The 25434-nt window shown below is 69.8% G+C and carries 23 protein-coding genes and 1 pseudogene; 7 read left to right on the top strand and 17 right to left on the bottom strand.

From position 1 onward, the window contains the following. Positions 1 to 185 (bottom strand): annotated as a pseudogene (locus DS843_RS12175) (hypothetical protein); the annotation flags it as partial. Between the two features lie 502 nt (positions 186 to 687). On the opposite strand from DS843_RS12175, the gene DS843_RS12170 reads away from it, so the two are divergent. Further along, positions 688 to 1026 (top strand): hypothetical protein, encoded by a 339-nt coding sequence (locus DS843_RS12170; RefSeq protein ID WP_149469138.1) that lies wholly within the window; start codon positions 688 to 690, stop codon positions 1024 to 1026. A gap of 13 nt (positions 1027 to 1039) precedes the next feature. Here DS843_RS12170 and DS843_RS12165 read toward each other — a convergent pair whose 3' ends face one another. Further along, the gene (locus DS843_RS12165) at positions 1040 to 1366 is read right to left on the bottom strand and encodes a YgaP family membrane protein (RefSeq protein ID WP_149469137.1); all 327 of its coding nucleotides are present in this window, start codon (positions 1364 to 1366) and stop codon (positions 1040 to 1042) included. A gap of 179 nt (positions 1367 to 1545) precedes the next feature. Between DS843_RS12165 and DS843_RS12160 the strand changes: the two genes are divergently transcribed. Next, positions 1546 to 2940, top strand: coding sequence for an aminotransferase-like domain-containing protein (locus DS843_RS12160; RefSeq protein ID WP_149469136.1), 1395 nt, complete (start codon positions 1546 to 1548; stop codon positions 2938 to 2940). Between the two features lie 22 nt (positions 2941 to 2962). Here DS843_RS12160 and thiD read toward each other — a convergent pair whose 3' ends face one another. The 3 genes from thiD to folP all read right to left on the bottom strand — a co-directional run bounded on the left by thiD (position 2963) and on the right by folP (position 6453). Then, positions 2963 to 3763 (bottom strand): bifunctional hydroxymethylpyrimidine kinase/phosphomethylpyrimidine kinase, encoded by an 801-nt coding sequence (gene thiD / locus DS843_RS12155; RefSeq protein WP_149469158.1) that lies wholly within the window; start codon positions 3761 to 3763, stop codon positions 2963 to 2965. Between the two features lie 47 nt (positions 3764 to 3810). Continuing rightward, positions 3811 to 5178, bottom strand: a complete 1368-nt coding sequence (gene glmM / locus DS843_RS12150; protein WP_149469135.1) for a phosphoglucosamine mutase — start codon at positions 5176 to 5178, stop codon at positions 3811 to 3813. A gap of 129 nt (positions 5179 to 5307) precedes the next feature. Then, entirely contained in the window at positions 5308 to 6453 is a 1146-nt protein-coding gene (gene folP, locus DS843_RS12145) for a dihydropteroate synthase (RefSeq protein WP_149469134.1), read from the bottom strand. A 90-nt stretch (positions 6454 to 6543) separates the two neighbouring features. On the opposite strand from folP, the gene DS843_RS12140 reads away from it, so the two are divergent. Beyond that, entirely contained in the window at positions 6544 to 6723 is a 180-nt protein-coding gene (locus DS843_RS12140) for a hypothetical protein (RefSeq protein ID WP_149469133.1), read from the top strand. Between the two features lie 87 nt (positions 6724 to 6810). On the opposite strand, the gene DS843_RS12135 is transcribed toward DS843_RS12140, so the two are convergent. The 3 genes from DS843_RS12135 to egtB all read right to left on the bottom strand — a co-directional run bounded on the left by DS843_RS12135 (position 6811) and on the right by egtB (position 9590). Beyond that, entirely contained in the window at positions 6811 to 7269 is a 459-nt protein-coding gene (locus DS843_RS12135; RefSeq protein ID WP_149469132.1) for a hemerythrin domain-containing protein, read from the bottom strand. Between the two features lie 78 nt (positions 7270 to 7347). Then, positions 7348 to 8310, bottom strand: a complete 963-nt coding sequence (egtD, locus tag DS843_RS12130) for an L-histidine N(alpha)-methyltransferase (RefSeq protein WP_149469131.1) — start codon at positions 8308 to 8310, stop codon at positions 7348 to 7350. After that, entirely contained in the window at positions 8310 to 9590 is a 1281-nt protein-coding gene (gene egtB / locus DS843_RS12125; protein WP_149469130.1) for an ergothioneine biosynthesis protein EgtB, read from the bottom strand. The genes egtD and egtB overlap by 1 nt, the downstream gene beginning before the upstream one ends. 179 nt (positions 9591 to 9769) lie before the next feature. Here egtB and DS843_RS12120 point away from each other — a divergent pair, with 179 nt between their 5' ends. Beyond that, positions 9770 to 10921, top strand: a complete 1152-nt coding sequence (locus DS843_RS12120) for an SDR family oxidoreductase (RefSeq protein ID WP_149469129.1) — start codon at positions 9770 to 9772, stop codon at positions 10919 to 10921. 19 nt (positions 10922 to 10940) lie between these two features. Here DS843_RS12120 and DS843_RS12115 read toward each other — a convergent pair whose 3' ends face one another. From DS843_RS12115 to prs, 4 genes are all read right to left on the bottom strand, one after another. Then, on the bottom strand, positions 10941 to 13724 hold the full coding sequence (locus tag DS843_RS12115; protein ID WP_149469128.1) for a bifunctional diguanylate cyclase/phosphodiesterase: 2784 nt from the start codon (positions 13722 to 13724) through the stop codon (positions 10941 to 10943). Between the two features lie 181 nt (positions 13725 to 13905). After that, on the bottom strand, positions 13906 to 14412 hold the full coding sequence (locus tag DS843_RS12110) for a hypothetical protein (protein WP_149469127.1): 507 nt from the start codon (positions 14410 to 14412) through the stop codon (positions 13906 to 13908). 73 nt (positions 14413 to 14485) lie between these two features. Further along, positions 14486 to 16081, bottom strand: coding sequence for an MBL fold metallo-hydrolase (locus DS843_RS12105; RefSeq protein ID WP_149469126.1), 1596 nt, complete (start codon positions 16079 to 16081; stop codon positions 14486 to 14488). Positions 16082 to 16143: 62 nt separating this feature from the next. Then, entirely contained in the window at positions 16144 to 17037 is an 894-nt protein-coding gene (gene prs, locus DS843_RS12100) for a ribose-phosphate diphosphokinase (protein ID WP_149469125.1), read from the bottom strand. Positions 17038 to 17223: 186 nt separating this feature from the next. Here prs and DS843_RS12095 point away from each other — a divergent pair, with 186 nt between their 5' ends. Next, positions 17224 to 18129 (top strand): diguanylate cyclase, encoded by a 906-nt coding sequence (locus tag DS843_RS12095; RefSeq protein ID WP_167525275.1) that lies wholly within the window; start codon positions 17224 to 17226, stop codon positions 18127 to 18129. A gap of 77 nt (positions 18130 to 18206) precedes the next feature. Continuing rightward, complete coding sequence (locus tag DS843_RS12090; RefSeq protein ID WP_149469123.1) at positions 18207 to 18758, top strand: NUDIX hydrolase; 552 nt, start codon at positions 18207 to 18209, stop codon at positions 18756 to 18758. Positions 18759 to 18764: 6 nt separating this feature from the next. On the opposite strand, the gene DS843_RS12085 is transcribed toward DS843_RS12090, so the two are convergent. Beyond that, positions 18765 to 19376, bottom strand: a complete 612-nt coding sequence (locus tag DS843_RS12085) for a hypothetical protein (protein ID WP_149469122.1) — start codon at positions 19374 to 19376, stop codon at positions 18765 to 18767. A gap of 411 nt (positions 19377 to 19787) precedes the next feature. Between DS843_RS12085 and DS843_RS12080 the strand changes: the two genes are divergently transcribed. After that, complete coding sequence (locus tag DS843_RS12080; RefSeq protein ID WP_149469121.1) at positions 19788 to 20198, top strand: hypothetical protein; 411 nt, start codon at positions 19788 to 19790, stop codon at positions 20196 to 20198. A 64-nt stretch (positions 20199 to 20262) separates the two neighbouring features. On the opposite strand, the gene DS843_RS12075 is transcribed toward DS843_RS12080, so the two are convergent. The 4 genes from DS843_RS12075 to DS843_RS12060 all read right to left on the bottom strand — a co-directional run bounded on the left by DS843_RS12075 (position 20263) and on the right by DS843_RS12060 (position 25176). After that, positions 20263 to 21354 (bottom strand): BMP family ABC transporter substrate-binding protein, encoded by a 1092-nt coding sequence (locus DS843_RS12075; RefSeq protein WP_475849100.1) that lies wholly within the window; start codon positions 21352 to 21354, stop codon positions 20263 to 20265. Positions 21355 to 21433: 79 nt separating this feature from the next. Next, positions 21434 to 22366 (bottom strand): ABC transporter permease, encoded by a 933-nt coding sequence (locus DS843_RS12070; RefSeq protein WP_149469120.1) that lies wholly within the window; start codon positions 22364 to 22366, stop codon positions 21434 to 21436. Further along, the gene (locus tag DS843_RS12065) at positions 22363 to 23451 is read right to left on the bottom strand and encodes an ABC transporter permease (RefSeq protein WP_149469119.1); all 1089 of its coding nucleotides are present in this window, start codon (positions 23449 to 23451) and stop codon (positions 22363 to 22365) included. Before DS843_RS12065 ends, DS843_RS12070 begins: the two co-directional genes overlap by 4 nt. A gap of 177 nt (positions 23452 to 23628) precedes the next feature. Next, the gene (locus tag DS843_RS12060; RefSeq protein ID WP_149469118.1) at positions 23629 to 25176 is read right to left on the bottom strand and encodes an ABC transporter ATP-binding protein; all 1548 of its coding nucleotides are present in this window, start codon (positions 25174 to 25176) and stop codon (positions 23629 to 23631) included. Positions 25177 to 25434: the final 258 nt, after the last annotated feature.

Here is a 25434-nt window from a genome sequence, read left to right as displayed (position 1 = left end):
ATCGGCACGTACAGCGCCGGCGTGCTCGCCACGAAGAACGCCACGAGGCCGGTCACGCCCAGCCCAAGCATCATGAAGTTGTAGACCCGCAGCATGTGCTTGCGCAGGCCCTCGTCGAACGCCGCGCGGTCCAAGCCCGCGGCGCCGGTGCCCCAACGGCTCTGGTTGGGATACTGGTCGAACATTGGTAAAACTCCCTCGTTCAAGCCTCTGAGCGGCCTTCGGTCGGCCCGTTGTTCCGGCCCGTTGTTTCCGGCAAGTCTTATCCCAACCCGCCCGCGGCGCACAGGCGCGAATCGTCTCTCCGGCATGCATTCGTCCGGCAGACATTCGAGGCGGATCGGGCGTAGGAAAGCGGCTGCGGAAATGGAATGGCTGCGGAGTCCATCGAAAAACCCTCCAGATGCGGTCGCGCCCGTCGGCGCAAGAGCAGATGAAGAGATCCGACATCGCAACCGACGACTCGGCTGCCAGAGGGGCCCGGACCCTGGATGCCCTAATAATTGGCCGCGTGGCCGGCGCCTTTCAAGATGCCCGGCATCCCGGACATTCCCGCAAGAAGAGGGAGCTTGGAACCCGCTCGCCTGTTCCCATATGGCGGCATGGAGCGAACGGTCCGGAGGGCCGGGCCGCCGCTCGCCCTTTGAACAACCACCCCACCACCAACCACAGAGCCGGATCAACAGCATGGAGAGCGCCGCGTTGAGCGACCTGCACCACAGACGCCTCGAACGGCGGGTGGACCGCATCCAGGAGAAGCTTCCCAACTCCATGGCGCGGGCGTTGCGCTGGCTTCGTGAGCCGCGGGCGACATGGGTGCGCGTGCCCGCGGGGCTCTTGCTGATGCTCGGCGGCCTGTTCAGCTTCCTGCCGATTCTCGGCATCTGGATGCTGCCGCTCGGCCTTGTCCTGCTCGCCTACGACGTTCCCTTCCTTCGCCCGCCGATCAACCGCGTCCTGGTGCGGGGCGAGCGGCGCTGGAAGGAATGGAAGCGGCGCCGCCGCGCCGCCTCCTCATCCTCATGACGAACCCGTTCCGTCAGGAATAGGAGCCCGTGCGGGCCGGAGTCCGCTCCAGCGGCCCTTCCCCGGGGCTGTAGCGGACCGATCCCGGGCCGGACAGGCGCTCGTGACCGTCGTCCGTCATCATCGCCTTCACCGGGCAATGTCCGCTCATGCCGCGGGCGACCAGGGCGGCGCCGGCCAGCCCCATGATGGCGCCCCGCACGTCGGCCCCGCGGCGAACGCCGCCCGCGGCCATGACGAGGCCAAGGCCGGTGGACACCGCACGCTCCAGCGGCCCGAGATTCTGCGCGCCTCCGAAGAAGCGGTCGTAGGTGTGTCGGATGGCGTTTTCGGCGCTCATGCCTGTGCTCTCCCGGCTGTGCCCGGCGCGAGGGGGATGGCGAAAGGGCGCCGGGCGTTCCTACTGCAACGCCCGCCTTGCCTTTGCAGTTCCCGCCCACGCGACTCCGTTGCCCCCCGACGATGGCGACAATGCGGTGACACTTGCCGGAGGTTCGGCACAATGTCATCATTGTCCCCATGACAAATTGGGTTCCCGATCTGGCGGGCCGGCAAGGCCCGCGTTACCGCGCCATCGCCGACGCCTTGTCCGACGACATCGCCAGCGGGCGGCTTCCCCCCGGCACGCGGCTTCCCACCCACCGCGACCTCGCCTACCGCCTCGGCGTCACCGTCGGAACGATCACCCGCGCCTATACGGAGGCGGAAAAGCGCGGCCTAATCGGCGGCGAGGTCGGGCGCGGCACCTTCGTGCTGGGGCAGCGGCACATGCCCCCCTCCGATCCCTTCACCTGGACGCCCCGTCCCGAGCCTTCGCTCATCAACATGACGGTCGTCACGCCGGAACACCCGATGTCGGCGCAGATGATGGGCGTCACCCTCGCCGCCATCGGCGCGTCGGGGAACCTGGGCGCTTTGCTGGAATACGCACCGCACGCCGGCCTGCCCGCCCATCGCGCCGCCGGAGCGCAATGGCTGGCGCGGCAGCACCGGGTCGCGGCCTCCGCCGACACGATCCTTCTGACCACCGGCGCGCAGAACGCCATGGCGGTGGCTCTGGCCGCCGTGGCCCGCCCCGGTGACGTGGTGCTGACGGAGCGGTTGACCAACTACGGCATCAAGACGCTGAGCGCGGTCGAGGGCTACCACCTGGAAGGGATCGCCATCGACGAGCATGGGGTGGTGCCGGACAGCTTCGACAGCGCCTGCCGCCGGCTGGCGCCCAAGGCGCTGTATCTGGTGCCGACCCTGCACAACCCCACCGCCTCGGTCATGCCGCAGGCGCGGCGCATGGAGATCGCGGCCATCGCCCGCCGTCACGGCGTGGTGCTGGTGGAGGACGACGTGTTCGGCTTCCTCATCCAGGACGCGAAACCCATCCAGGCCATTGCCCCGGACGTGACGCTCTATGTGAGCAGCCTGTCCAAGAGCGTGTCCGCCGGGCTGCGGGTCGGCTATGTGGTCGCTCCGCCGCCCCTGGTGCCGCGGGTGGAGGCGGTCATCCGCGCCCTGCAGTACTCCTCCCCGCCCCTGCCGCCGGAGGTCGCGACGCGCTGGATCGCCGAAGGCGCCGCCGACCGTGTGGCCGATGCCCAACGGGGAGAGGCCATGGCGCGCCAGCAGATCGCCCGTTCGATCCTGCCCGCCAGCGCCGTCTGCGGGCACCCGTCGGCGCAGCATTTGTGGCTGGTCCTGCCTGAGCCCTGGCGGCGCGACGATTTCGTCGAGGAGGCGCTGCGGCGCGGCGTGAAGGTGACCGGGGGCGACGTCTTCGCCGTGGGCCGGGCCGCCGCTCCCCACGCCGTCCGGCTCGGCCTATGCCACCCGCACGGACGGGACGAGCTGGCGCGCGGCCTGCGCACCCTGGCGGAGCTTCTGGAGAACCCGCAGACGGCGATGCTGTCGATCGTGTGACGAAGGGGGAAAGGCCGCGCCCTTACGGGAACGGCCTCACCGTGTGCAGGTGGTTCAGCGGACCGTGGCCGTGGCCGAAGCCGGGGGCCGTGCGGATCGCCTGCTCGACATAGGCGCGGGCGCGGGCGACCGAATCGCGCACCGTCATGCCCTGGGCGATGCCGGCGGCGATGGCCGAAGCCATGGTGCAGCCGGTTCCATGGGTGTGCGGCGTGTGGACGCGCCGCCCCTCGAACACCTCCTCCCCATCCTCGGTGAGCAGCAGGTCGCACAACCGCTCGTCCTCCAGATGGCCGCCCTTGAGCAAAACGGCCTTCGGCCCGAAGGTGCGGATCATCTCCGCGGCGCGGCGCATGTCGTCCAGGTTGCGCACCGGGATGTCGGTCAGGGCCTCCGCCTCCGGAAGGTTGGGGGTGACCACCTCCGCGTGCGGCAGCAGCCGCTTGCGCAGAGTCTGAACGGCGTCCGGCTCCAGCAGGAAATGGCCGCTCTTGGACACCATCACCGGATCGACGACCAACGGGACGTTGATCGCCCGCTCCTCATACTCGCCGGCCACCGCCTCGATGACGGCGGCGTTGGCGAGCATGCCGATCTTGATGCTGTCGGCCCCGAGATCCTCCAGCACCACCTTCATCTGCAACGCGACGAACGCCGGGTCCACCGGCACGACCCCATAGACCCCCGTCGTGTTCTGCGCGGTCAGGGCCGCGATGGCCGTCATGGCGAAGGCGTTCAGCGCGCTGACCGCCTTGATGTCCGCCTGGATGCCGGCACCGCCGCCGGAATCGGAACCGGCGACGATGAGAACACGGCCGTTGATCGGGTTGGCCTGCATCGGGATCGCTTTCGTCTGGTTGGTCGTTGCGCCTAGGACGCGGTCTCCAGCCGGGCGGCGTCCGTGATGGCGCCGGCAATGTCCGCCACCACCTTGTGCACCAGCCCTTCGTCGTCGCCCTCGGCCATGACGCGGATCACCGGCTCGGTCCCCGACTTGCGGATCAGGATGCGTCCCGACCCGTTCAGCCGCGCCTCGCCGTCGCGGATCGCCTCCTGGACGGAAGCGATGTCCAGCGGCTTCGAACCGGCGGCGAAGCGGACGTTGGTCAGCTTCTGCGGCACCGGGGCGAAGACCTGGCAAACCTCGCTGGCCGCCCGGCCGCCGGACTGGATCAGCACCGCCAGAACCTGGAGTGCGGCGATCAGCCCGTCGCCGGTGGTGGAATAATCGGACAGCACGACGTGCCCCGACTGCTCCCCACCCACGTTGTAGCCGTGCTCGCGCATATGTTCCACCACATAGCGATCGCCGACCGGCGTGCGGACCAGCGCGATGCCCAGCCCCTGGAGATGCCGTTCCATGCCCAGGTTGGACATGACCGTGGCGACCACCCCGCCGCCCCTCAGCGTCTGCGCCTGCGCCCAGGAGGAGGCGATCAGCGCCATCACCTGATCGCCGTCCACGACGCGCCCGGCCTCGTCCACCATGATGAGGCGGTCGGCGTCGCCGTCCAGCGCGATGCCCAGATGGGCGCCATGGGCCACCACCTGCTCCTGCAGGGTCCGGGTGGCGGTGGCGCCGCAGTCCTTGTTGATGTTCAGGCCGTCCGGGCTGACCCCGACCGGGATCACGTCCGCGCCCAACTCGTACAGCACCTTCGGGGCGACGCGGTAGGCGGCGCCGTTGGCGCAATCCACGACGATCTTCAGCCCGTCCAGCCGCAGGCCGCGCGGGAAGGTGTTCTTCACATACTCGATGTAGCGGCCCGTCGAATCCTCCAGGCGGGAGGCGCGGCCGAGATCGGCGGAACCGGCAAGGTCCGGCGCGAAGGGCTGGCCCATGCGCGTCTCGATGGCGATTTCCACAGCATCCGACAGCTTGTAGCCGTCCGGCCCGAACAGCTTGATGCCGTTGTCCTGGTACGGGTTGTGGGAGGCGGAGATCATCACGCCCAGGTCGGCGCGCAGGCTGCGTGTCAGCATGGCGACGGCAGGGGTCGGCACCGGGCCGAGCAGCACCACGTCCATGCCCATCGAAATGAAGCCCGCGGTCAGCGCCGGTTCCAGCAGATAGCCGGACAGGCGGGTGTCCTTGCCGATCACCACGCGGTGCCGGTGGTCGCCCCGGCGGAACTGCAAAGCGGACGCCATCGCGACGCGCAGGGCGGTTTCTGCCGTCATCGGCTCGATGTTGGCGGTGCCGCGGATGCCGTCGGTGCCGAACAGGTGTCGCGTCATGAAAACCCTCGGGAATGGCCCAGTCACTGTACCGCAAGCGCGGATGTGTGAAAATGTCATCGCTTGCCACGGGGGGCGGGGTCAAGAACCCTTCCGCGCGCACGCCAAAGGGTTATACGCACACGGCGGTCACGGCACCCATGCGAGATGCAGCCCCTCCCAGACGGCGCGCGCCTGGACCGTTTGGGGGACGTCGTGCACACGCAGGATGTGGGCACCCTGGTTCAGCGTCTCCAACCCGGCGGCGAGCGATCCCGCCAGCCGCTCCTTGGGCGGTTCGTTCCGCGACAGCGCGCCGATGAAGCGCTTGCGCGACAGGCCGATCAGCAGGGCACAGCCCAGCCCGTGGTAGAGGGCCGTGTGACGCAGGATGTCCAGATTGTGCTCCACCGTCTTGCCGAAGCCGATGCCGGGGTCGACGGCGATGCGCTCCACCGGCACCCCGGCGGCGAGGCAGGCGTCCACCCGCTCCTCCAGCCAGTCGAACACGTCGAGCGCCGCATCCTCATAGACCGGGTTCTGCTGCATGGTGCCGGGATCGCCCCGCATGTGCATCACCACGACCGGAGCGGCCTTCTCCGCGACCAGCGGCAGGGCGCCCGGATCGCGCAGCCCGGCCACGTCGTTGATCAGGGCGGCCCCCGCGTCCAGCGCGGCGCGCATCACCCGCGCGTGCCGCGTGTCCACCGACACCACGGCGCCCTTGGCCGCGAAATGGCGGACCACCGGCAGGACGCGGGCCTCCTCTTCCTCCGGCGATACGGGGGCGGAACCGGGGCGGGTGGATTCGCCGCCGACGTCCAGCAGGTCGGCCCCCGCCTCCAGCATCGACTCGCCGTGGGCGATGGCCGTTGCGGCGTCGAAGAAGTCGCCGCCGTCGGAAAAGCTGTCCGGAGTCACATTGACGATGGCCATGATCCGAGGCCGTGCGAGATCCACCCCGCCGAAGGGCGCCCGCCCGCGGGTCAAAGCGCCCAGCCGGCGGTCGAGGCTCTGCGCGACGGCGGTCCCGCGCTCCCACCCCCAGGCCATGATCTCGGTCAGCGGCGCGAAGGCCCGCTCGATCCTGGCACCCTGCCGGACGATGAGTTCAGCGGTGGCGAAGGCGAAGCGGCCCCCGGCCAGCGGCACCGCCGCCCCGGCGCTCCAGGCCGCTATGGGCAGCAGCCCGACCGGCCTCAGATAGACGCGGACGCCGCTCTCCGCCGCCCAGGGCGCGAAGGAGGCGAGCGAGCCGGCGGCGGACTTGGGAGCGGGCTTGGAAATCGGGGGCATAGGCTTGGATCGCGCTGCGGAACGGGTGACCGCAGCCTGTCACGGCGGGAAGCCCCGGCGCAAGGGAGTGCGTCGGATCGCAGCGCCATCATGACGCACAGCATGTACGAAACGGCGAAAATGCCATACACTTGCACCCGTCAGACGGGACTTACCCCGGCTGACATTCAGGAGGGCAAAGCCATGCTGAGCAGGCTGCGCTTTAGCCTGAAGTTCAGGAAGACGGCGAGCGGATGGCAGTTCCGCTTCGCCGTCGAGTACCTGATCTGAAGGTGGGGGAGTCGGGGCTAGGCTCCGGCTTCCTCCCCTCCTAAACTACGCGCCCCGGGCGTTTCGCGCAAGGTTGCAGACAGAACCTCACGCACTCTTGGGCAGCGGGGCCAGTGCGGCCAGCATCTGCTTCTTGCGTTCCGCGTAGATGCCGCCCAGTTCCTCGGCGCGCGTGTCGTCCAGCGCCTTCTTGGCCTCCTCGAACAGCTCCTCCTCCTCTTCGTCGAGGTGGTGGCGGGTGACCTCGCCCAACACCTGAAGCTTGGCCTTCCAGGCGGTGCTGTCGGCGGGCATGGCGTTCAGCTCGTCGAGGAAACCGTTGATGATGTGGTGCTCGTTCAGGCCCTCGGTGGTTTCCTGCTTGGTGTTCTTGGCCTTGGACAGCGACTGGTAGAAGACGGCCTCCTCGATCTTGCCGTGCGCCCACAGCTCGCGTTGAAGATCCTCATAGGCGGCGCGCGGGTCGCCGTCCGCCTTTTCGGCCTCGTCGAGCAGGCGGCGGATGGTGTCGTGGTCCTGCTTGATCTGGTCGAAGATGCTGGTCATCGGTCCTGTCCCGTTGTTGCGGTGTATCCACTCCGAACAACCCCGCCCCCGGAGCGGTGTTCCCCATTCCAAACGGGGTCAGCCCTGCCGCACCATCCAGTGGAGACTGAACAGGCGCCCATCGTCGGTCCAGCTCCGCTCGGTCCGCCAGCCGGCACGCGCGGCAAGGCGGCGGAAACCGGAGACGGAGTATTTGTAGGAATTCTCCGTGTGGATCGTCTCCCCGCGGGCAAAGCGGATGGGATGGCCGGCGATGCGCACGGTCTGGTCGTCCAGGCTGCGCAGATGCATCTCGATCCGCCCGCGCGCGGTGTCGTAGCGGGCGGCATGGGCGAAGCGGTCCAGGTCGAAGGTGCCGTCCAGTTCCCGGTTGATGCGGGCCAGGAGGTTCAGGTTGAAGGCGGCGGTGACGCCGCGGGCGTCGTCGTAGGCGGCCTCCAGAACCGCCGGGTCCTTGCGCAGGTCCACCCCGATCAGCAGCCGCGCCCTGGCGCCGAGCCGCTGCCCGAGACCATGCAGGAACCCCATCGCCTCGGCGGGCCGGAAATTGCCGATGGTGCTTCCGGGAAAGAAGGCCATCGTCCGTTCCGGCGCCACCCCGCGCGGCAGGGCGAAGCCGCGCACATAGTCGGCAGCGACCGGCACCACCGTCACCGCCGGATAGTCGCCGGCCAGCCGCGCCGCCGCCGCGATCAGATGGTCCCGGCTGATGTCCACCGGCACATACATGGCCGGCGCGTCCAGCGCGTCGAGCAGGATGCGCACCTTGACGCTCGACCCGCTGCCCAACTCCACCAGCGTGGCGCCGCGCCCGGCGAGGCCGGCGATCTCGCCCGCATGGGCGTGCAGCAGCGCGGTTTCGGTCCGCGTCGGGTAATATTCGTCGAGCGTGCAGATTTCGTCGAACAGGGCCGAGCCTTCGGCGTCGTAGAAGTATTTGCAGGGCAGGCTCTTGTCCGGTCGGGACAGGCCCTCCAGGACGTCGTTCAGGAAAACGTCGTCCCGCGCCGGACGGGCACGGGCGGCGGAAACTGCGGTCATCAGACGTCCTCCGCAAGGCGCACGCCGCTGAACATCCAGCGTTGGTGCGGATAGAAGAAATTCCGGTAGGTGGCGCGGACATGGCCGTCCGGCGTGGCGCAGCACCCGCCGCGCAGCACGAACTGGTTCGCCATGAACTTGCCGTTGTATTCCCCGACCGCCCCCGCGGCGGGGCGGAAGCCGGGATAGCCGCTGTAGGCGCTGGCCGTCCATTCCCAGACATCACCGAACATCTGGGCAAGGCCCCCGACTCCCACGGCGCCCCCCGCCGCGGCCACCGGGCGCAGCAGGCCGCTGCCCAACGTGTTGCCGGTGGGGGCCAGCCCGGCGGCGGCGGTTTCCCATTCGGCCTCCGTCGGCAGGCGCTTGCCGGCCCAGCGGGCGAAGGCGTCGGCCTCGTAGAAGCCGATGTGGCAAACCGGCGCGTCCTCGTCCAGCGGGTGTTCGCCCAGCAGCGTGAACTCCGTCCAGCCGCCGTCCTCGCCGCGCCGCCAGTAGGCCGGCGCTTCCCAACCCTCCGCCTTGACCGTGGCCCAGCCGTCGGACAGCCAGAGCGCCGGGTTGCGGTAGCCGCCATCCTCGATGAAGGCGCGCCATTCCCCGTTGGTCACCGGGCGGGAGAACAGCCGGAAGGGGCGCAGCAGCACCTCGTGCCGCGGCCCCTCGTTGTCGAAGGCGAAGCCTTCTCCGCCGTGGCCCACCGCGACGATCCCGCCGTCCACCCCGATCCAGCGCCCTTCGTGGTGCGCTTCGTGGGCAGGGCCACGCGAGGCCGGGCGATAGGGTCGGTAGGCCGGCGCCACCGGGTTGCAGGAGAACAGGTGCAGCAGGTCCATCAGGATCAGCTCCTGGTGCTGCTCCTCATGGGCGAGGCCGAGCGTCACCAGCGGGGCCAGCCGCTCCGCCTCCGCGCGATCCAGCAGGGTCAGCATGGCGGCGTCCACATGCTCGCGGTAGGTCGCCACCTCCGCCACGCCGGGCCGCGTCACCAGACCGCGCCGCGGACGCGGATGCCGGGCGCCGACGGTCTCGTAATAGGAGTTGAACAGATAACCGAAGGCCGGGTCGAAGGGCCGGTAGCCCGGAAGATTCGGGATCAGCAGGAAGGTTTCGAAGAACCACGTCGTGTGGGCCAGATGCCATTTGACCGGGCTGGCGTCCGGCATAGACTGCACCACCTGATCCTCCGGCGACAGCCCGCGGGCAAGCTCCGCCGAGGTGGCGCGCACCCGGCGGAAGCGTTCGGCAAGTCCGCCGGTCTGGACGGCTGTTCTGAGCATGGGCGCTAGGTCCTCCCCCGCCTGACAGGTCACGGTAAAGCTGTGCCGCTCCGCTTGCCCGCCAACCCTCCTTTCGGAGTGGCCCGGACGGACGTCCAGCGGCAACGCTCCGCCGGAACCGCTGTTCACAGCGCATGCAGCGGGGAATCCGCAGCCCGAGGAACGGAGGAGCGACCCCCATGAAACCGCGGCTCAAACCCATCGACGAACAGGTGATCGTCATCACCGGCGCATCCAGCGGCATCGGCTTGGTCACGGCCCGCATGGCGGCCCGGCAGGGCGCGAAGGTCGTTCTGGCCGCCCGCGACCGCGAGGCCCTTGCCCAGGTGGCGGAGGACATCCGCGCCGAGGGCGGGGACGCCATCCACTGCGTTGCCGATGTGGCCGATCCCGACGCCCTGCGGCAGGTCGCCGACGCGGCGGTCCGCAGCTATGGCCGGATCGACAGTTGGGTGAACAACGCGGGCGTGGCGATCATCGGCAAGCTTCTGGACACCGCACCCGACGACCACCGCCGCCTGTTCGAGACGAACTACTGGGGCGTGGTCAACGGTTCGCTGGCGGCGATCCCCCATCTGCGCCGGAACGGCGGAGCGCTCATCAACATCGGCAGCGTGCTGTCCGACCGCGCCATCCCGCTCCAGGGGGCCTATGTCGCCACCAAGCACGCCGTGAAGGGCTTCACCGACGCGCTCCGCATGGAGTTGGAAGCCGAGGGCGCTCCCATCTCGGTCAGCCTCATCAAGCCGGCGGCGATCGACAGCCTGTACGAGGACCACGCCCTGAACCTGATGGATGTGGAGCCGAACAACCCGCCTCCGGTCTACGCACCGGAGATCGTGGCCAAGGCCATCCTGCACTGCGCCCGCCGTCCGACGCGCGACCTCTATGTCGGCGGCGGGGCCAAGCTGTTCTCTCTGGCGGAGACCTTCGCGCCTCGGCTCACCGATTACGTGATGGAGCGGACCCTGCCGCGCGTCATCCGCTCGGGCGGGCCGCTCCGCCGCCGCAACGACGCGCTGCACAGCCATGGCGACGACGGGCGGGAGCGCGCCGGGAGGCACCGCTTCGTGCGCGAGACCAGCCTCTACACCGAGGCCCAGATGCATCCCTGGATCACCGCCGCGGTGGTTGCTGGATTCGGCATTCTGGCCGGGGCGGCGGTGACGCGCGGCTGGGTCCGCGACGACGGCGCGCCGGGGGCGAACCGGCACCGCCCGTCGATGCGGCGGTACAGGGACGGGATGGAGCCGGAGCGGGGCGAGATCGGCCACAACGCCAAGCCCGCCTGGCAGGCCGCGGAGGAGGGACGGGTCACCTTTCCCCGGTGACCGCCCCTGACGCCCTGCCCTACCCCGCCGTCACGGGCTCCGTCGTCGGGATGTGACGGCTGCGGGCGGCGCGCAGGGCCAGGATCGGCTCCAGCTCCTCCGCCAGCACCGGGCGGCTGAACAGGTAGCCCTGGAAGCTCTCGCATTTCAGGCTGCGCAGAAGCTGGAGCTGGGCCTCCGTCTCCACCCCTTCCGCGACCACCGACAGGCCCAGGCTGCGGCCCAGCCCGACGATGGCGCGGGGAACGGAGTCGCCCGCCCCATCCTGCTCCAGATCGTGGATGAAGGAGCGGTCGATCTTCAGCTTGTCGATCGGGAAGCGGTGCAGGTAGCTGAGCGAGGAGTAGCCGGTGCCGAAATCGTCCAAAGCGATCAGGCAGCCGCGCTGCTTCAGCGCGCGCAGCGTCGCGATGGCCGATTGGATGTCGTCGATCAGGGTGCCTTCGGTCACCTCGATCTCCAACTCCCAGCCCTGGAGGGCGTTGCGGTCCAGCGCGGCGGCCACCTTGGCGGGAAGCTGCCCGTCGCGGAACTGCTGGGCGGAGACGTTGACGGCGACCGGGACGGTCAGGCCGATCTGGTCCCGCCAGCGGCGGATCTGGTCGCACACCTCGTCCAGCACCCAGTCGCCGATGGCCTGGATCAGGCCGGTCTCCTCGGCCACGGGCAGGAAGCGGTTGGGCATGATGAGTCCGGCTTCCGGATGGCGCCAGCGCACCAGCGCCTCCACCCCGACGACGAGGTCGTCGGAAATGCGGAGCTGCGGCTGGTAGACCAGGAACAGCTCCCGGTTCTGAAGGGCGCGGCGCAGCGCGGCCTCCAGGTCCAGCCGTTCGCGCGACCGCGCGCCCATTTCCCGCGTCACGAACCGGAAGGCGTTCCGTCCGGCGTCCTTGGCGTTGTACATGGCGATGTCGGCGCAGCGGATCAGCCCCTCCGCGTCCTCCGCGTCGTCGGGAAACAGGCTGATGCCGATGCTGGGCGACACGACGAAGTTCCGCCCGCCGATGGCGAAGGGGGCGGCGAGCTGGAGCAGCACCTTTTCCGCCACCGCGGCGGCCTCCGTCGGCTTCTGGATCTGCGGGATGACGATCAGGAACTCGTCGCCGCCCAGCCGTCCCACCGTGTCCGTCTGGCGCATGCCGCCGTGCAGCCGCCGCGCCACCGACCGAAGCACCTCGTCGCCGAAGGAATGGCCCAGGCTGTCGTTGATGACCTTGAATCGGTCGAGATCGATGAACAGGACCGCCACCTTGCACCCGTCGCGCCGCGCCTGCCGGGCCGCCTGCGCGATCCGGTCGAACAGAAGGACGCGGTTGGGCAGGCCGGTCAGCGGGTCGTAATGGGCCAGATAATGGATGTGCTGCTCCGCCCGGCGCTTGTCGCCGATGTCCTCGACGAAGGCCATGACGAAGGGCGGATCGCCGGGGGTCGAGACCGGCTGGAGATGGACCGAGAAATGGCTGTGCCTCCCGCCGGCGAGAAGCAGCCGGTCGACCTCCAGCCGCACGCTCTCCCCCGCGATGGCGGCGTCGATGGCGTCGGTCATCGCCGGGTCCTGGGCGCGCAGCTTGGTGTCGATGCCGATCAGCCCGTCGCGCGGCACCCCGGCCGCGCGGGCGAAGGCGGGGTTGCAGTCGATGATCTTCGCATCCTGCCCGATCAGGGCGATTCCCAGGGGCGCCTGGTTGAACAGCAGGTCCAGTTCCGTCTCGCGCCGGCGGAGCGAGGCGGTGATGCGCCCGGCGATCACCAGCGCCCGGTGGCGCGTCGCGGCCAGCGCCCACAGCAGCGTGTACAGCAGCACGCTGAGCGAGAGCCCCGCCGCCAGGACCAGCGCCGGCTTCCAGGTGTCCACCTCCGCCTCGAAGCTGGGCCGGCTTTCGTAATGGACGGACCAGACGCGGTTGCCGAAGGCGATGTCCCGGTCGGTGGTCAGCAGCGGCGGCTCCGAAGGCTCCGGGCGGCTGCGGTAGAGCGGGAACTCCGTCCGTCCTTCGAACACCGCCGCCGCCACGTCGCTCATCCCGCCGAACACCGACTCGGCCAGCGGGGCGACGCGCACCGGGGTCAGCACCAGCCCGGCGAAGGCGGCCCGCCGCTGCTCCGGCGTGGTTGGGGTCTGCCCGTCGCGGTAGACGGCCTGGAAGACCATGAAGGCCGGCAGGGGAAGCTCGTTGTCGTCGATCCGCAGGGAGACGGCGCGGGTGATCGCCGGTTCCCCGCTGTCGCGCGTCTGCTCGGCGGCGGCGCGGCGCACCGGTTCCGACAGAAGATCGTAGCCGAGCGTGCGCAGGTTGCGTTCGTTGACCGGCGCGGCGTAGAGGGTGACGAGCCGTTCCGGCCCGGCCACGTCCGGCCAGATGCGGAAGCTGCGCAGCCCGTCGATCCGCGCCTCCGTCACCAGATGCGGCCCCGTCCATTGATCGGCCAGCCGCGCGAAGGCGACACCGGTGATTCCGGGGAATCGCTCCGCAAGGTTCAGCCCGTCCACGAACCGGTTCCATTCCACGCGCTTCACGTCCGGATAGGCGGTGAAGAGGGCGGCGGCGGAGCGCGTCACCTGCACATAGGTCTGGATCTGGTTTTCGAAACGGCGGTGCAGTTCCTCCACCCGCAGGGCGAATCGGCTCTCGGCGTCCTCGGTCACGCGCTGCGTGGTGTCATGCCAGGCCAAGGCGGTCAGCAGCAGCGCGACCAGCAGCGCCAGCAGGGGAAGGTTCTTCGGAATGGCCGCCGAATCCGCGGCGGACTCGCCGCCCGGCGCGAGGTCGATCGGATCGGGGCTGGAGGACCTCTGCATGGTCGTACCGAAGCTGCCTGTCACGCCGCTGCGACGCCCCGCCGGGGGCGCCCGTGCCCGCTCGCCGGACCATCCGGAGGCCGTTGGCCGGCACGGCGCGCACCAGTAGACCTTAGCCAGAATAGGCGTACTCGGAAAGCGTATAAATCCTTGGACAGTCTCTCTTTACGTGTGGTGGTGCTCAGAACTCCTGCAACACCTTAGGGCTGTTTTCCAGAAGCGTCGCGATCATGCCGAGAATTTCCTCGATCTTGGTGCGGGTGGCGTCCAGCTCGTCGGCGGTCTTGTCGTCGATGCCGGCTTCCATCAGCATCATGTCGAAGGCGTTCAACGTTTCTGAAAACGCCTTCTGCTCCGCCTGAAGAACGTCGAAAGCACCGAGCGAGCTGGTCAGCGCCAGCGGCGGGTCGCTGACGAAGGCGTGGCTGATGTCGGTGAAATAGGCGATGGCGGTCAGCTTCTGCCGGATGACCCATTGCGGAAAGTTGGACGGCAGATCGTCGCCCGCCTCCTGCAAGCGCTCCTGGATGGAGAAGACCAGGCCCTGGATGTCCAGGTAGGCGTTCCGGATCTCCCGGAAATGCGGAAAGGTCTTGGGCTTGCCGGCGTTGCGGACACGGCCCAGCCGGGCGTTGTCGTCGGTCAGCTTCCGCGCCATCTGGACCACGATGCCCGCCACTTTCCCCATCGCCCTGCCCCATCCCTTCCTTCGCCGCAGCTCCGGATTTATAGCATGTGCGGCCCGACCGTGGGCAGGGCGATCATTCCGCCCCGCCCCGTTCCGCCTGCGGCAGGCGGTCGCCCATCCCCCGGAGCAACGCTTCGCGCGCCGAGTCGTCGGGGGCCGCGTCCAGCGCCCGATGCAGGTCCAGCAGGAAGGCGGCGTAGCGGTTGTGCCAGTCCCGCCCGGCGGCCACGGCCTCCGGCTCCAGCCGCGGCGGACCGTCCGGAGCCCGCGCCGGGGCGGCGGCGGTCAGGTCGGCCACCTCGTCCAAATCGGGCAGCCGGATCAGCGCCGGGTCCCAGCCGCGGCGCAGCAGCGCGTCGCGCAGTCCGGCGCGGGCCTCCTCCTCCCCGTGCACCAGGAACAGGCCGCGCCCCACCCCCTGCCGGGCCGCGACCCAGGCCAGCAGGCTGCTGCGGTCGGCGTGGCCGGAATAGACGTCCAGCGACCGGATGCGGGCGCGCACCGCAATCTCCTCGCCATGGATGCGCACATTGTCCGCCCCTTGCTGCAACAGGTGCCCAAGGGTGCCGGGCGCCTGATAGCCGACCAGCAGCACCGTGGCCTCCGGACGCCACAAATGGTTCTTCAGGTGATGGCGGATGCGCCCGGCGTCGCACATCCCGCTGGCTGCCATGATGATGGCGCCGCCCTTGATCGCATTCAGCTTCTGGCTTTCCGCGGCGGAACGCACGCGGTGCAGGTTGGACCGGGCGAAGGGGTCGCCCCCGGTGCCGAGATCGGCCAGATGGCGGCGGAACACCCCGGTCACCGCGTCGGCCAGCGGCGAATCGAGGAACACGTCCACCGCCGGGATCTCCCCCCGGTCGAACAGCCGGTGCAGGTCGTAGAGAAGCTCCTGCGTGCGCTCCACCGCGAAGGCGGGGATCAGCAGGGTGCCGCCCGTGGCCAGCGCCGCCCGCACCTCGTCGCGCAGCAGGGCCTGCCGCCCGGCCTCGCCCACCTCCACCCGCTCGCGGTTGCCGTAGGTGGTCTCCAGCACCATCCAGTCGGGCCGCGACGGGCCGTCGGCGTCGGCGTGGAAGGACTTGCCGCCCGGCCCCAGATCGCCGGAGAAGAGGATCGTCTCCGTCACCCCGCCGCGCGTCACCTCCAGTTCCACCGATGCGGAGCCGAGGATGTGCCCGGCCTGCCAGAAACGGGCGCGGATGCCGGGCAGGACCTTCACCCACTCCCCGTAATCGACCGCGTGCAGATGGCGGATGGCGGCTTGGGCGTCCGCCTGGGTGTAGATCGGCTCGACCGCCGGGCGCCCGCGCTGGCGGTTGCGGCGGTTCAGCCGCTCCACCTCCGTCTCCTGGATGTAGCCGCTGTCGGGCAGCATGTAGGCCAGCAGGTCGGCGGTGCCGGCGGTGGCGTGGATTCGCCCCTTGAAGCCTTGGCGGACCAGCTTCGGCAGCAGCCCGGAATGGTCGATGTGGGCGTGGGTCAGCAGCACCGCCTTCACGGCGGACGGCTTGAAGGGGAAGGGCCGGTAGTTCAGCTCCTTGACCGTCTTGGTGCCCTGGAACAGGCCGCAGTCGATCAGCAGATCGCCGTCGCCGGTCCGGATGCGGAAGCAGGAGCCGGTCACCGTGCCGGCGGCGCCGTGGAAGGTGAGGGACAGTGCCATGGCGAAGCTCCGCCTTTTTTGTGCCCTGTCCCCTATCCTGCCACCGAAGGGTTACCGTGTCGTCAACACGCCGCAACCAAAGCGTCGGCGATCAGCCGGGCGAGCGGCAGCGCGTTGCTGGGGTGCGGGACTCCGTCGCAGGACAGGGGCACCCCCAGCCCTTCCGCCTCGAAGCGGGCGCTCACCGCCGCGTCGAACAGGGCATGGACCCCGAACACCCGGACGGACGCCGCTCCCGCGGCCCGCGCGGCCCGCGCGCAGGAGAAGATGGTCTCGCCGGAGCTGATGACGTCGTCCACGATCACCACGGGCCGCCCGGCCAGCGGCGCGTCGGGGGGAAGGGTCACCGTCACGTCGCGGTCGCCGCGCCGCTCCTTCCGTCCGACCAGCGGGGTGAGGCCGAGCGGACCGGCGACCGCCTCCACCAGCGGGGCGGCCTCCTCGTCCGGCCCGACGATCACGGCATCCGGCCCCGTCCCGTCGGCGCGCAGCCGCTCGGCGATGGCCCCCGCGCCGCTGAGGCAGAGGGAGGGGCGCCCGACGAACACCTCGTCCAACGTGTGGGTGCGGTGCAGATGCGGCTCCACGCAGACGAAGCGGTCGAACAGCCGGCCCAGCCAGTCCCCCACCACCGTCTGGCTGACCGGTTCGCCCGGACGGAAGACGGCGTCCTGGCGCATGTAGGCCATGTAGGGGGCGACCAGGCACAGTTCCGCAGCACCCTGGCGGCGCAGGACGGAGGCGGCCAGCGTCAGTTCCACCAGCTTGTCGTTCGGGCGGTCGAGCGAACGGTAGACCACGGCCCGCTCCACGGGCTCGGGCAGGCGGACGAGGCTTTCGCCGTCCGGGAAGCGGTGCAGTTCGGCGATGTGGCAGGGAACCTTCAGGGCATCGGCCAGACGCCGCGCGCCGTCCTCCGACTCCGGAAATCCATAGACGCCCGTATAGCGGGCCATGCTGTCCCCTCTGCGTTGCGCGCCCGGATTCGGGCGCCCCGTTCAGGCCGTACTATGCCGCATGGGCCGCGCCGGGGCGACCACAACCTTAGGCGCAACGTTACCGAGAAGGCGATAGGACGTCCTGAGCGGCATGCCTGCAAAAGGGCCGGACCGCTCCGCCCCTCATTGACCGCAGACAAAGGAATGAGGCACCTTCCCGCCATGCGCGTGCTCATCGCCGACGACACCGTCCTGATGCGCGCCATGCTGTCGGAGCAGGTGGCGTCTTACGGGCACGAGGTGATCCTGGCCAGGGATGGGCAGGAAGCGCTCGACCGCGCCAGGGCGGAGCCCTTCGACATCGCCATCATCGATTGGGAGATGCCCCGGCTGTCGGGGCTGGAGGTGTGCTGGCACCTGAAGGCCGACCCGCGCACCGCCTACAGCTATCTGATCCTGATGACGTCGCACGATGCGCCCTTCTACGAGTTCAAGGCGCTGGACGCCGGGGCCGACGACTTCATCCACAAGCCGGTGAACAGCGCCCACCTGAAGGCACGGCTGAAGGCCGGCGGGCGCATCACCGAAATGCACCGGCTTCTCGTCGCGCAGGCCCGGACCGACCCGTTGACCGGCGCCGCCAACCGCCGCGCCTTTCTGGAAAGGGCGGACGAGGAGATCCGGCGGGCGCGCCGGTCCGGCCTTCCCCTGTCGCTGCTGATCGCCGACATCGACCATTTCAAGCGCATCAACGACAGCCGCGGCCACGCCGCCGGCGACGAGGCGTTGAAGCGCTTCGTCCGGGCGCTGGACGACGCCCTGCGTCCCGGTGACCTGATCGGGCGCTACGGCGGAGAGGAGTTCGTGGTGCTTCTGCCCAACACCGCCCAGACCGACGCCGCGGCCCTTGCGGAGCGCCTGCGCGGCCATGTCGCCGCGCAGGAGATGGGACCGGAGGGCGACGCGTTCCGCATGACGGCGAGCTTCGGCGTCGCCGCGGTCGGGCTCGGCGATGCCGACGGAATCGACGCGGCGCTCCGGGCCGCCGACGCCGCGCTGTACCGGGCCAAGGCGGACGGACGGAACCGCGTGGTGGCCGCCGCCGGCTGATCCTCCGCCGAATGTTCACGCCCCGCCCCTCCCGGGCGTCTCCGGCAGCGGAGCCAACGGGATGCGGGGAAGAGGCGATGCGCCATGTCCATGTGGCGTTTCTGGAGGGGTCGAAGGTTCTGATCGTCCGGCGGCGCGAGATCAGCACATGGTGGGGCCGCGGCCCCGCGGAGCCGCGGATCGTCGACGCCGCGGGCCAGTGGGCGGTGCCGGGCGGCGGTTTCGAGAGCGTCGGCAGCCCTCTCGCCGCGCTTCAGCGCCTGTTCTGCGAGCAGACCGGCGTCGCCTTCCCCGACGGCCGGACGGCGGAGCCCTGGCGGCCCACCTCGCGCAGCTTCATGCTGTATTTCGTCCCGGTGACGGGGCTGGAGTCGCTGGCCTCCTCGATCAACCTGCGCGTGGCGCCCTCCGCCGTCACGCCCGGACGCCCGGCGGGCGGCTCCATCGTGAATTGGGAGCTGTCCTCGGCCCATGTCGTGCCGCTGGCGAAGGTGGTGAACCATCTGGGGGTCCGGCAGCCGGTCTCGCATGAGAACCAACTCGCCATCACCCGGCAGGCGATGCGGTCGCCCTCCTCCCAGTCCATCGAACGCTACGCGACCATGGCCGCGATCATCGCCCTGCAATGAACGGCCTCAGCCCTTCCCTCCCTCCGGCGGCGCTTCGCCGGGCGGGGGGCGGACGGCGGTCGCGGCCAGATACTGGGCAGCCGTGCGCAGAAGGAATTCCGCCACCGCCATGTCGCCCCGGTCGCGGTCGGCGCCGCCCAGGCGGTGCCGGCGGTCGGCGTCGATCAGGCCGGTGGCGATCACCTGCGCCGTCAGCCACGCCCTCTGGTCCGTGTCCGGCACGCCGGCCATCCGCTCCAGCATCTCGTTGCAGGCGTGGTCGATCGCCCCGAGCCCGGGCCGGTCGGACGTCAGATAGCTGGTCTCGTTCGAAGGCGCCGGCTCCCCGACATAGGAGCGGGCGAGCAGCGCCGTCTCCAGGGTCAGCCGGAAGGCGGTGCGCCGCGGGCGGCCCTTCCGCCGCAGGCGCAGCGCCATCATGGTGAAGAGCTGCGCCACCGCCTCCGCCCGCTCCGCCGGAACCTCGTCCAGGATGTCGATGATCTCGGCGCTGACGGCGTTGCGCGGCGCCTTCTCGCCGGGCCGCACCACCGCGGTGGCGAAGAGGGCGATCAGGGTGCGCAGGGCGTCGGCCTGCTCCACGGGGGAAATGCGGCCGATCTGGGCGGGATCGAACATGGGCGCGCTCCGCTCTGGCTGAGAGAGGTGGGGCTGACGGCGTGGAGACTCCTCTCCGCAATGTTGGGACTCGCGGGCCGGTCAGAAATCCCCCTCCTTCGGGTCGATGGTCTCCGCCCGGCGGCTGACCTGCGCGCGGCCCGGCCCCCTTTCCGGGGATGCGTCCCACACGGCGTCCCCGTGGGGCGAATCTTGCGGGTCACCCCGGAAGGCGGTCGGGAACCCGAAGCCTTGCGGGTGTGTTTTCACCCAGGCAGCACAGGGGATTGTGCCTCCTCGACAGGCTCCGCCGCGCTCCCTGAAGCGGCGGAGCCTTTCTTTTCCCGCCCCTTGCCCCCATGACTTGCGGAGTGGAGCGCCCCTGTGCTTAAGCCTGCGGAGCCGGACCACGCTTCCACGGAGCCGCAACCCATGGCCGAATCCCCCACTCCCACCGCCGAGTCCCTGCATGCCCTGCTGGACCGCTATCTGCGCTGCCCGGCGGAGCCGCTGCGCGCCGAGCTGGAGCAGGCTCTCCGTGCCTGGCAGACCGGCTGGATACACGCCCGCGCCGGGGAGCACGCCCCGCCGCCCGGCCCGTCCGCCGCCGCGCCGGCCAGCCGCGCCCCGTCCAAGCCGAAATTCCCCATCGCCGCGGCCGATCTGGCGGTGCTGGAGAGGATGGCCGACGGCTGGGCTCCCACGGCCGCCGAGGTGCCCCGCTGGGTCTGGTTCGAGAACCGGGAGCTGGTCACGATGGAGCCCAACCCCGCCGGCAGCGGGCCGGAGGTGATGCGCCTCGCCCCCGCCGGCTGGGCCGCGCTGGGGCGCCGGCCGGGCTGAGAAGCGGCCATGAAAAAGGGGAGGCGCGAAGCCTCCCCTCGTTCCCGCGGCAACCGTTTCCGGCTTACTTCGGAACCTTGCCCTGCACGCCCTCGACGTACCAGTCCATCTTCAGGATCTGCTCGTCGGTGGCCTGCTTGCCCTCGGCGATCACGACCTTGCCGGACTGGTCCTTCACCGGGCCCTGGAAGGAGTGGCGCTTGCCCTCCATGATGTCGGTGCGGGTCTTCTCCGCCGCCTCGACCACGTCCGCCGGGAGCGCCGGGTTGTAGGGGGCCAGGAACAGCATGTGGTCCTTGAAGCCGCCCCAGGTGTCCTGCGACTTCCAGGAGCCGTCCAGCGCCGCCTTGACGCGGCCCACGTAATACTCGCGCCAGTCGTCCACGATGGCGGTCAGGTGCGCCTTCGGGCCGAAGCGGGTCATGTCGGAGGACTGGCCGAACACCCACAGACCGCGCTCCTGCGCGACCTGGATCGCCGCCGGGCTGTCGGTGTGCAGCGAGATCACGTCCGCACCCTGGTCGATCAGGGCCTTGGCCGCCTCGGCCTCCTTGCCGGGGTCGTACCAGCTATTCACCCAGACCACGCGCACCTCGGCCTTCGGGTTCACCTCGCGCATGGCGAGCGTGAAGGCGTTGATGCCGCTGATGACCTCGGGGATCGGGAAGGAGCCGATGTAGCCGATGATGTTCGACTTGGTCATCTTGCCGGCGATCTGGCCGATGACCGTGCGGGCCTCGTAGAAGCGCGCGGAGTAGGTGGCGACGTTGGCCGAGCGCTTGTAGCCGGTGGCGTGCTCGAACTTCACGTCGGGGTGGCGCTGCGCGACCTTCAGCGTCGGGTTCATGAAGCCGAAGGAGGTCGTGAAGATCAGCTTGTGGCCGGAGGAGGCGAGCTGTTCGATCACACGCTCGGCGTCCGCGCCCTCGGGCACGTTCTCGACGAAGGTGGTGGTGACCTTGTCGCCCAGCTCCTTCTCCACGGCCAGACGGCCCTGGTCGTGCTGGTAGCTGTAGCCGTGGTCGCTGATCGGACCGACATAGACGAAGCCGACCTTCATCTTCTCCTGCGCACCGGCCGCGCCGACGCCCAGCGCCAGGATGGCGGCGCCGGTGGCCAGACCCATCAGGGCCTTGCCCATGGTCCTTCTGTTCACGTGTTTGCTCCCTGATCCATTTGGTTGGGCACGAACGTAAGATTTGCACATATTCCGGCACCCGTCAGGCATCGGCCCGTCAGGCATCCGGATGGAAGACCTTCCCGAGGCTGGCCGGCGCGTTCAGCCGGATTCGGGCGACATCCCGTGAAATCACCACCAGGACGATGACGGTAGCCAGATACGGCAGCATCGACAAGAGTTGTGACGGAATGTCGATTCCCAGCCCCTGGACATGGAGCTGCGCGATGGTCACCCCGCCGAACAGCCACGCGCCGAGCAGCACCCGGCCCGGCTTCCAGGTGGCGAAGACCACCAGCGCCAGCGCGATCCAGCCGCGCCCGGAGGAAATGCCCTCCGACCACATCGGCGTGTAGTCAAGCGACAGATAGGCCCCGGCCATGCCGCTCATCGCGCCGCCGAACAGCACGGCGAGGAAGCGGATGCGGACGACCTTGTAGCCCAGCGCGTGGGCCGCCGCGTGGTTCTCGCCCACCGCGCGCAGGATCAGCCCCTTGCGCGTCGAGTAGAGGAACCAGTGCACCGCCGGCACCGCCGCCAGCGCCAGATAGACCAGCGCGTCCTGCCCGAACAGCGCCTTGCCGATCACCGGCAGGTCGGTCAGGCCGGGGATGTACAACTCCGGCACGTCGGCGATGGGAATGCCGACGAAGCCCTGCCCGATCAGAGCCGACAGGCCGACGCCGAACAGCGTCAGCGCGAGGCCGGTCGCCACCTGATTGGCCAGAAGGAGCAGGGTCAGCACGCCGAACAGCGCCGCCATGCCCGCCCCCGCCGCGGCACCCGCGACGAAGCCGAGCGTCGAGCTTCCGGTCTGCACCGCCACGGCGAAGCCGCAGACGGCGCCCACCAGCATCATGCCCTCGACGCCCAGGTTCAGGACGCCGGATTTCTCCACCACCAGTTCACCGAGTGCGGCAAACAGCAGCGGCGTGGCGGCGGCCAGCATCGCCGCCAGGATCGGGCCGAGAAGGGCCAGCTCCGCGCTCATGCCGCGGCCCTCCCCACAACGCTCTTCGCGCCGAAGCGCACGCGGTAGCGGATCAGCACGTCGGTCGCCAGCAGGAAGAACAGAAGCATGCCCTGGAACACGCCCGTGATGGCCTTCGGCAAGCCCAGCGCGATCTGCGCCGCCTCGCCCCCGATGAAGGACAGCGCCATCAGGAAGCCGGCCAGCAGGATTCCCACCGGGTGCAGACGCCCCAGGAAGGCGACGATGATGGCGGTGTAGCCGTAGCCGGGGGAGATGGTCGGGTTCATCTGCCCGATCGGCCCCGCCACCTCGCCCAGACCGGCCAGACCGGCCAGTGCGCCAGACAGCAGCAGCGTCATCCAGATGATCTTCTTTTGATTGAAACCGGCGTAGCCCGCCGCCGTCGGGGTCAGGCCGATGACCTTGATCTGGAAGCCGATGAAGGTCCGCGCCATCAGGAACCAGCCCGCCGCCACCGCCAGCAGGGCGAACAGCGACCCCAGATGCACGCGCGTCCCGGCGACCAGCAGCGGCAACACCGCGTCGGACTCGAACAGGCGGGATTCCGGGAAGGCGAAGCCGTCCGGGTCGCGGTAGGGGCCGTGCATCAGATAGTTCAGCAGATGCAGCGCGACGTAGTTCAGCATCAGGCTGGTCAGGATCTCGCTGGCGTTGAAGCGGACCCGCAGGAAGGCGGGGATCGCCGCCCACAAGGCGCCGCCGGCCATGCCCGCCACGACCATCAGGGGCAGCAGCCACCAGCCGCCCTCGCCGTAGAAGGCCAGCGCCAGCCCGCCGCCGGTGATGGCGCCCAGCGTGAGCTGCCCCTCCGCACCGATGTTCCAGACGTTGGCGCGGAAGCCGATGGCCAGCCCGATGGCGCAGAGGACCAGCGGCGTGGCCTTCACCGCCAGTTCGCCCAGGCCGCGCAGCGACAGCAGCGGCGCGATGAAGAAGGCGTGCAGCGCCTTCACCGGGTCGAAGCCCATGACCCAGAACAGCAGGAAGCCGCTGGCGAGCGTGAGCGCCACCGCCAGCAACGGCGTGGCGTAGACCATCGCGCGCGACGCCTCGCCGCGGGGTTCGAGACGGAGGAGGGTCATGAAAAGGCTCCGACGCACGTCGTCCCCTCTCCCGCCCCGGGAGAGGGTGGCCGCCGCAGGCGGCCGGGTGAGGGTGACGCAAGGATCAGGCGCTCTCTCCGCACCGAACCCTCACCCTTCCCGCGCGCGGCGCGGGTCCCTTCCCTCTCCCGGGGCGGGAGAGAGAGCGGTTCGCGTTCACACCGCACGGTCCACCTCATCCTCGTCGGGCGGGTGGTTGAACAGGCCGCCCATCAGCAGGCCGATCTCCTCCACGCTGGTGTGGTGGGTGGGGCGGCTTTCCGACAAATGGCCGTGGAACAGCACGGCGATGCGGTCGCTCAGCACGAACAGCTCGTCCAAGTCCTGGCTGATGACCAGAACGGCGGCCCCCGACCGCGCGAGGTCGATCAGCGCCCGGTGGATCGCCGCCGCGGCCCCCGCGTCCACGCCCCAGGTCGGCTGGCCGACCACCAGCAGGCGCGGCTTCTGAAGGATCTCGCGGCCGATGATGAATTTCTGAAGGTTGCCGCCCGACAGCGACCGCGCCTCCGCCCGATGGCCGTGGGTGACCACGTTGAAGGCGCCGATGATCCGCTCGGCGTAGGAGCGCGCGCGCCCGAAATGCACCAGCCCGCTGCGCACCAGCGGTTCGCGGGCGTAGCCGGACAGCAGCGCGTTCTCCGACAGGCTCAGCTCCGGCACGGCGCCGCGGCCCAGCCGCTCCTCCGGCACGAAGGCGAGGCCGAGCAGGCGCCGCTCCCGCGGGCCGAGATGCCCGGCGGGCCGTCCCTCGATGGCGACCGATGCCGGCTCCGGCACCAGGGCCTCGCCGCTCAGCGCGGCCATCAGTTCCGCCTGCCCGTTGCCGGCCACGCCCGCGATGCCCAGGATCTCGCCGGCCCGTACCTCGAAGGACACATCCTTCAGGTTGGTGGCGAAGGGGTTGTCGGAGGTGGTGGAGAGATGCCGCACCTGCAGCTTCGGCGCCCCGGCCTCGCCCTGCGGCAGGCGTTCGGGGGTGGACAGCTCCGTCCCGATCATCATCTCGGCGAGGCTGCGCGCCGTTTCCTTCCGCGGATCGCAACTGCCGACCACGCGCCCGCCGCGCAGCACCGTGGCGGTGTCGCAGAGCGCGCGGATCTCCTCCAGCTTGTGGCTGATGTAGAGGATCGTGCAGCCCTCCGCGGCCAAACGGCGCAGCGTCTCGAACAGGCGGGTCGCCTCCTGCGGCGTCAGGACCGAGGTCGGCTCGTCCATGATGAGCAGCTTCGGGTCCTGGAGCAGGCAGCGCACGATCTCCACCCGCTGACGCTCGCCGACCGACAGGTCGTGGACGTGGCGGCGCGGGTCCAACGACAGGCCGTAGCGCTCCGACACCTCCGCGATGCGCGCGGACAGCGCGTCCATCGGGCCGGGCCGGTCCAGCCCCAGCGAGATGTTTTCGGCGACCGTCAGCGTGTCGAACAGGGAAAAGTGTTGGAACACCATGCCGATGCCCAGACGGCGCGCGCCCGCCGGATCGGGGACGACGGTCTCCGCCCCCTGCCACAGAAGCTGGCCGGCGTCGGCGTGCAGCACGCCGTAGATGATCTTCACCAGCGTGGATTTGCCGGCGCCGTTCTCGCCCAGCAGCGCGTGGATCTCGCCCGGCCTCAGGACGAGATCGACGTTGTCGTTCGCCAGACAGCCCGGAAAGCGCTTGGTGATGCCGCGCAGTTCAAGCCGGTGCGGAGGGGATGACACGGATGGGGAATCCAAGGAGACGGACCGGATAGGGGTGAAGTCGGCAGGGCATTGCCAAAGCCATGCCACTTTCGGAGAGTCTTGCCCGTCAAGGCTGTTCGCCGTCAACAGGGGAAGCGGTTGCCCAGCCTGCGGTCATTCGCCCCGTTTCAGTTGCCCCGCTCCAGGCACCTGGGCAGCCCAACAAAGCGGCAGATGACCCAACAAATCAGCAGTTGCTTCGCACACGGACAGATGCCACGCCGCCGCACGGTTGAC

It is taken from the genome of Roseomonas genomospecies 6 (assembly GCF_008365375.1).
Lineage (GTDB): Bacteria > Pseudomonadota > Alphaproteobacteria > Azospirillales > Azospirillaceae > Azospirillum.
Note: the sequence above shows the minus strand (reverse complement) of the source record. Positions and strands in the feature narration are given on the sequence as shown.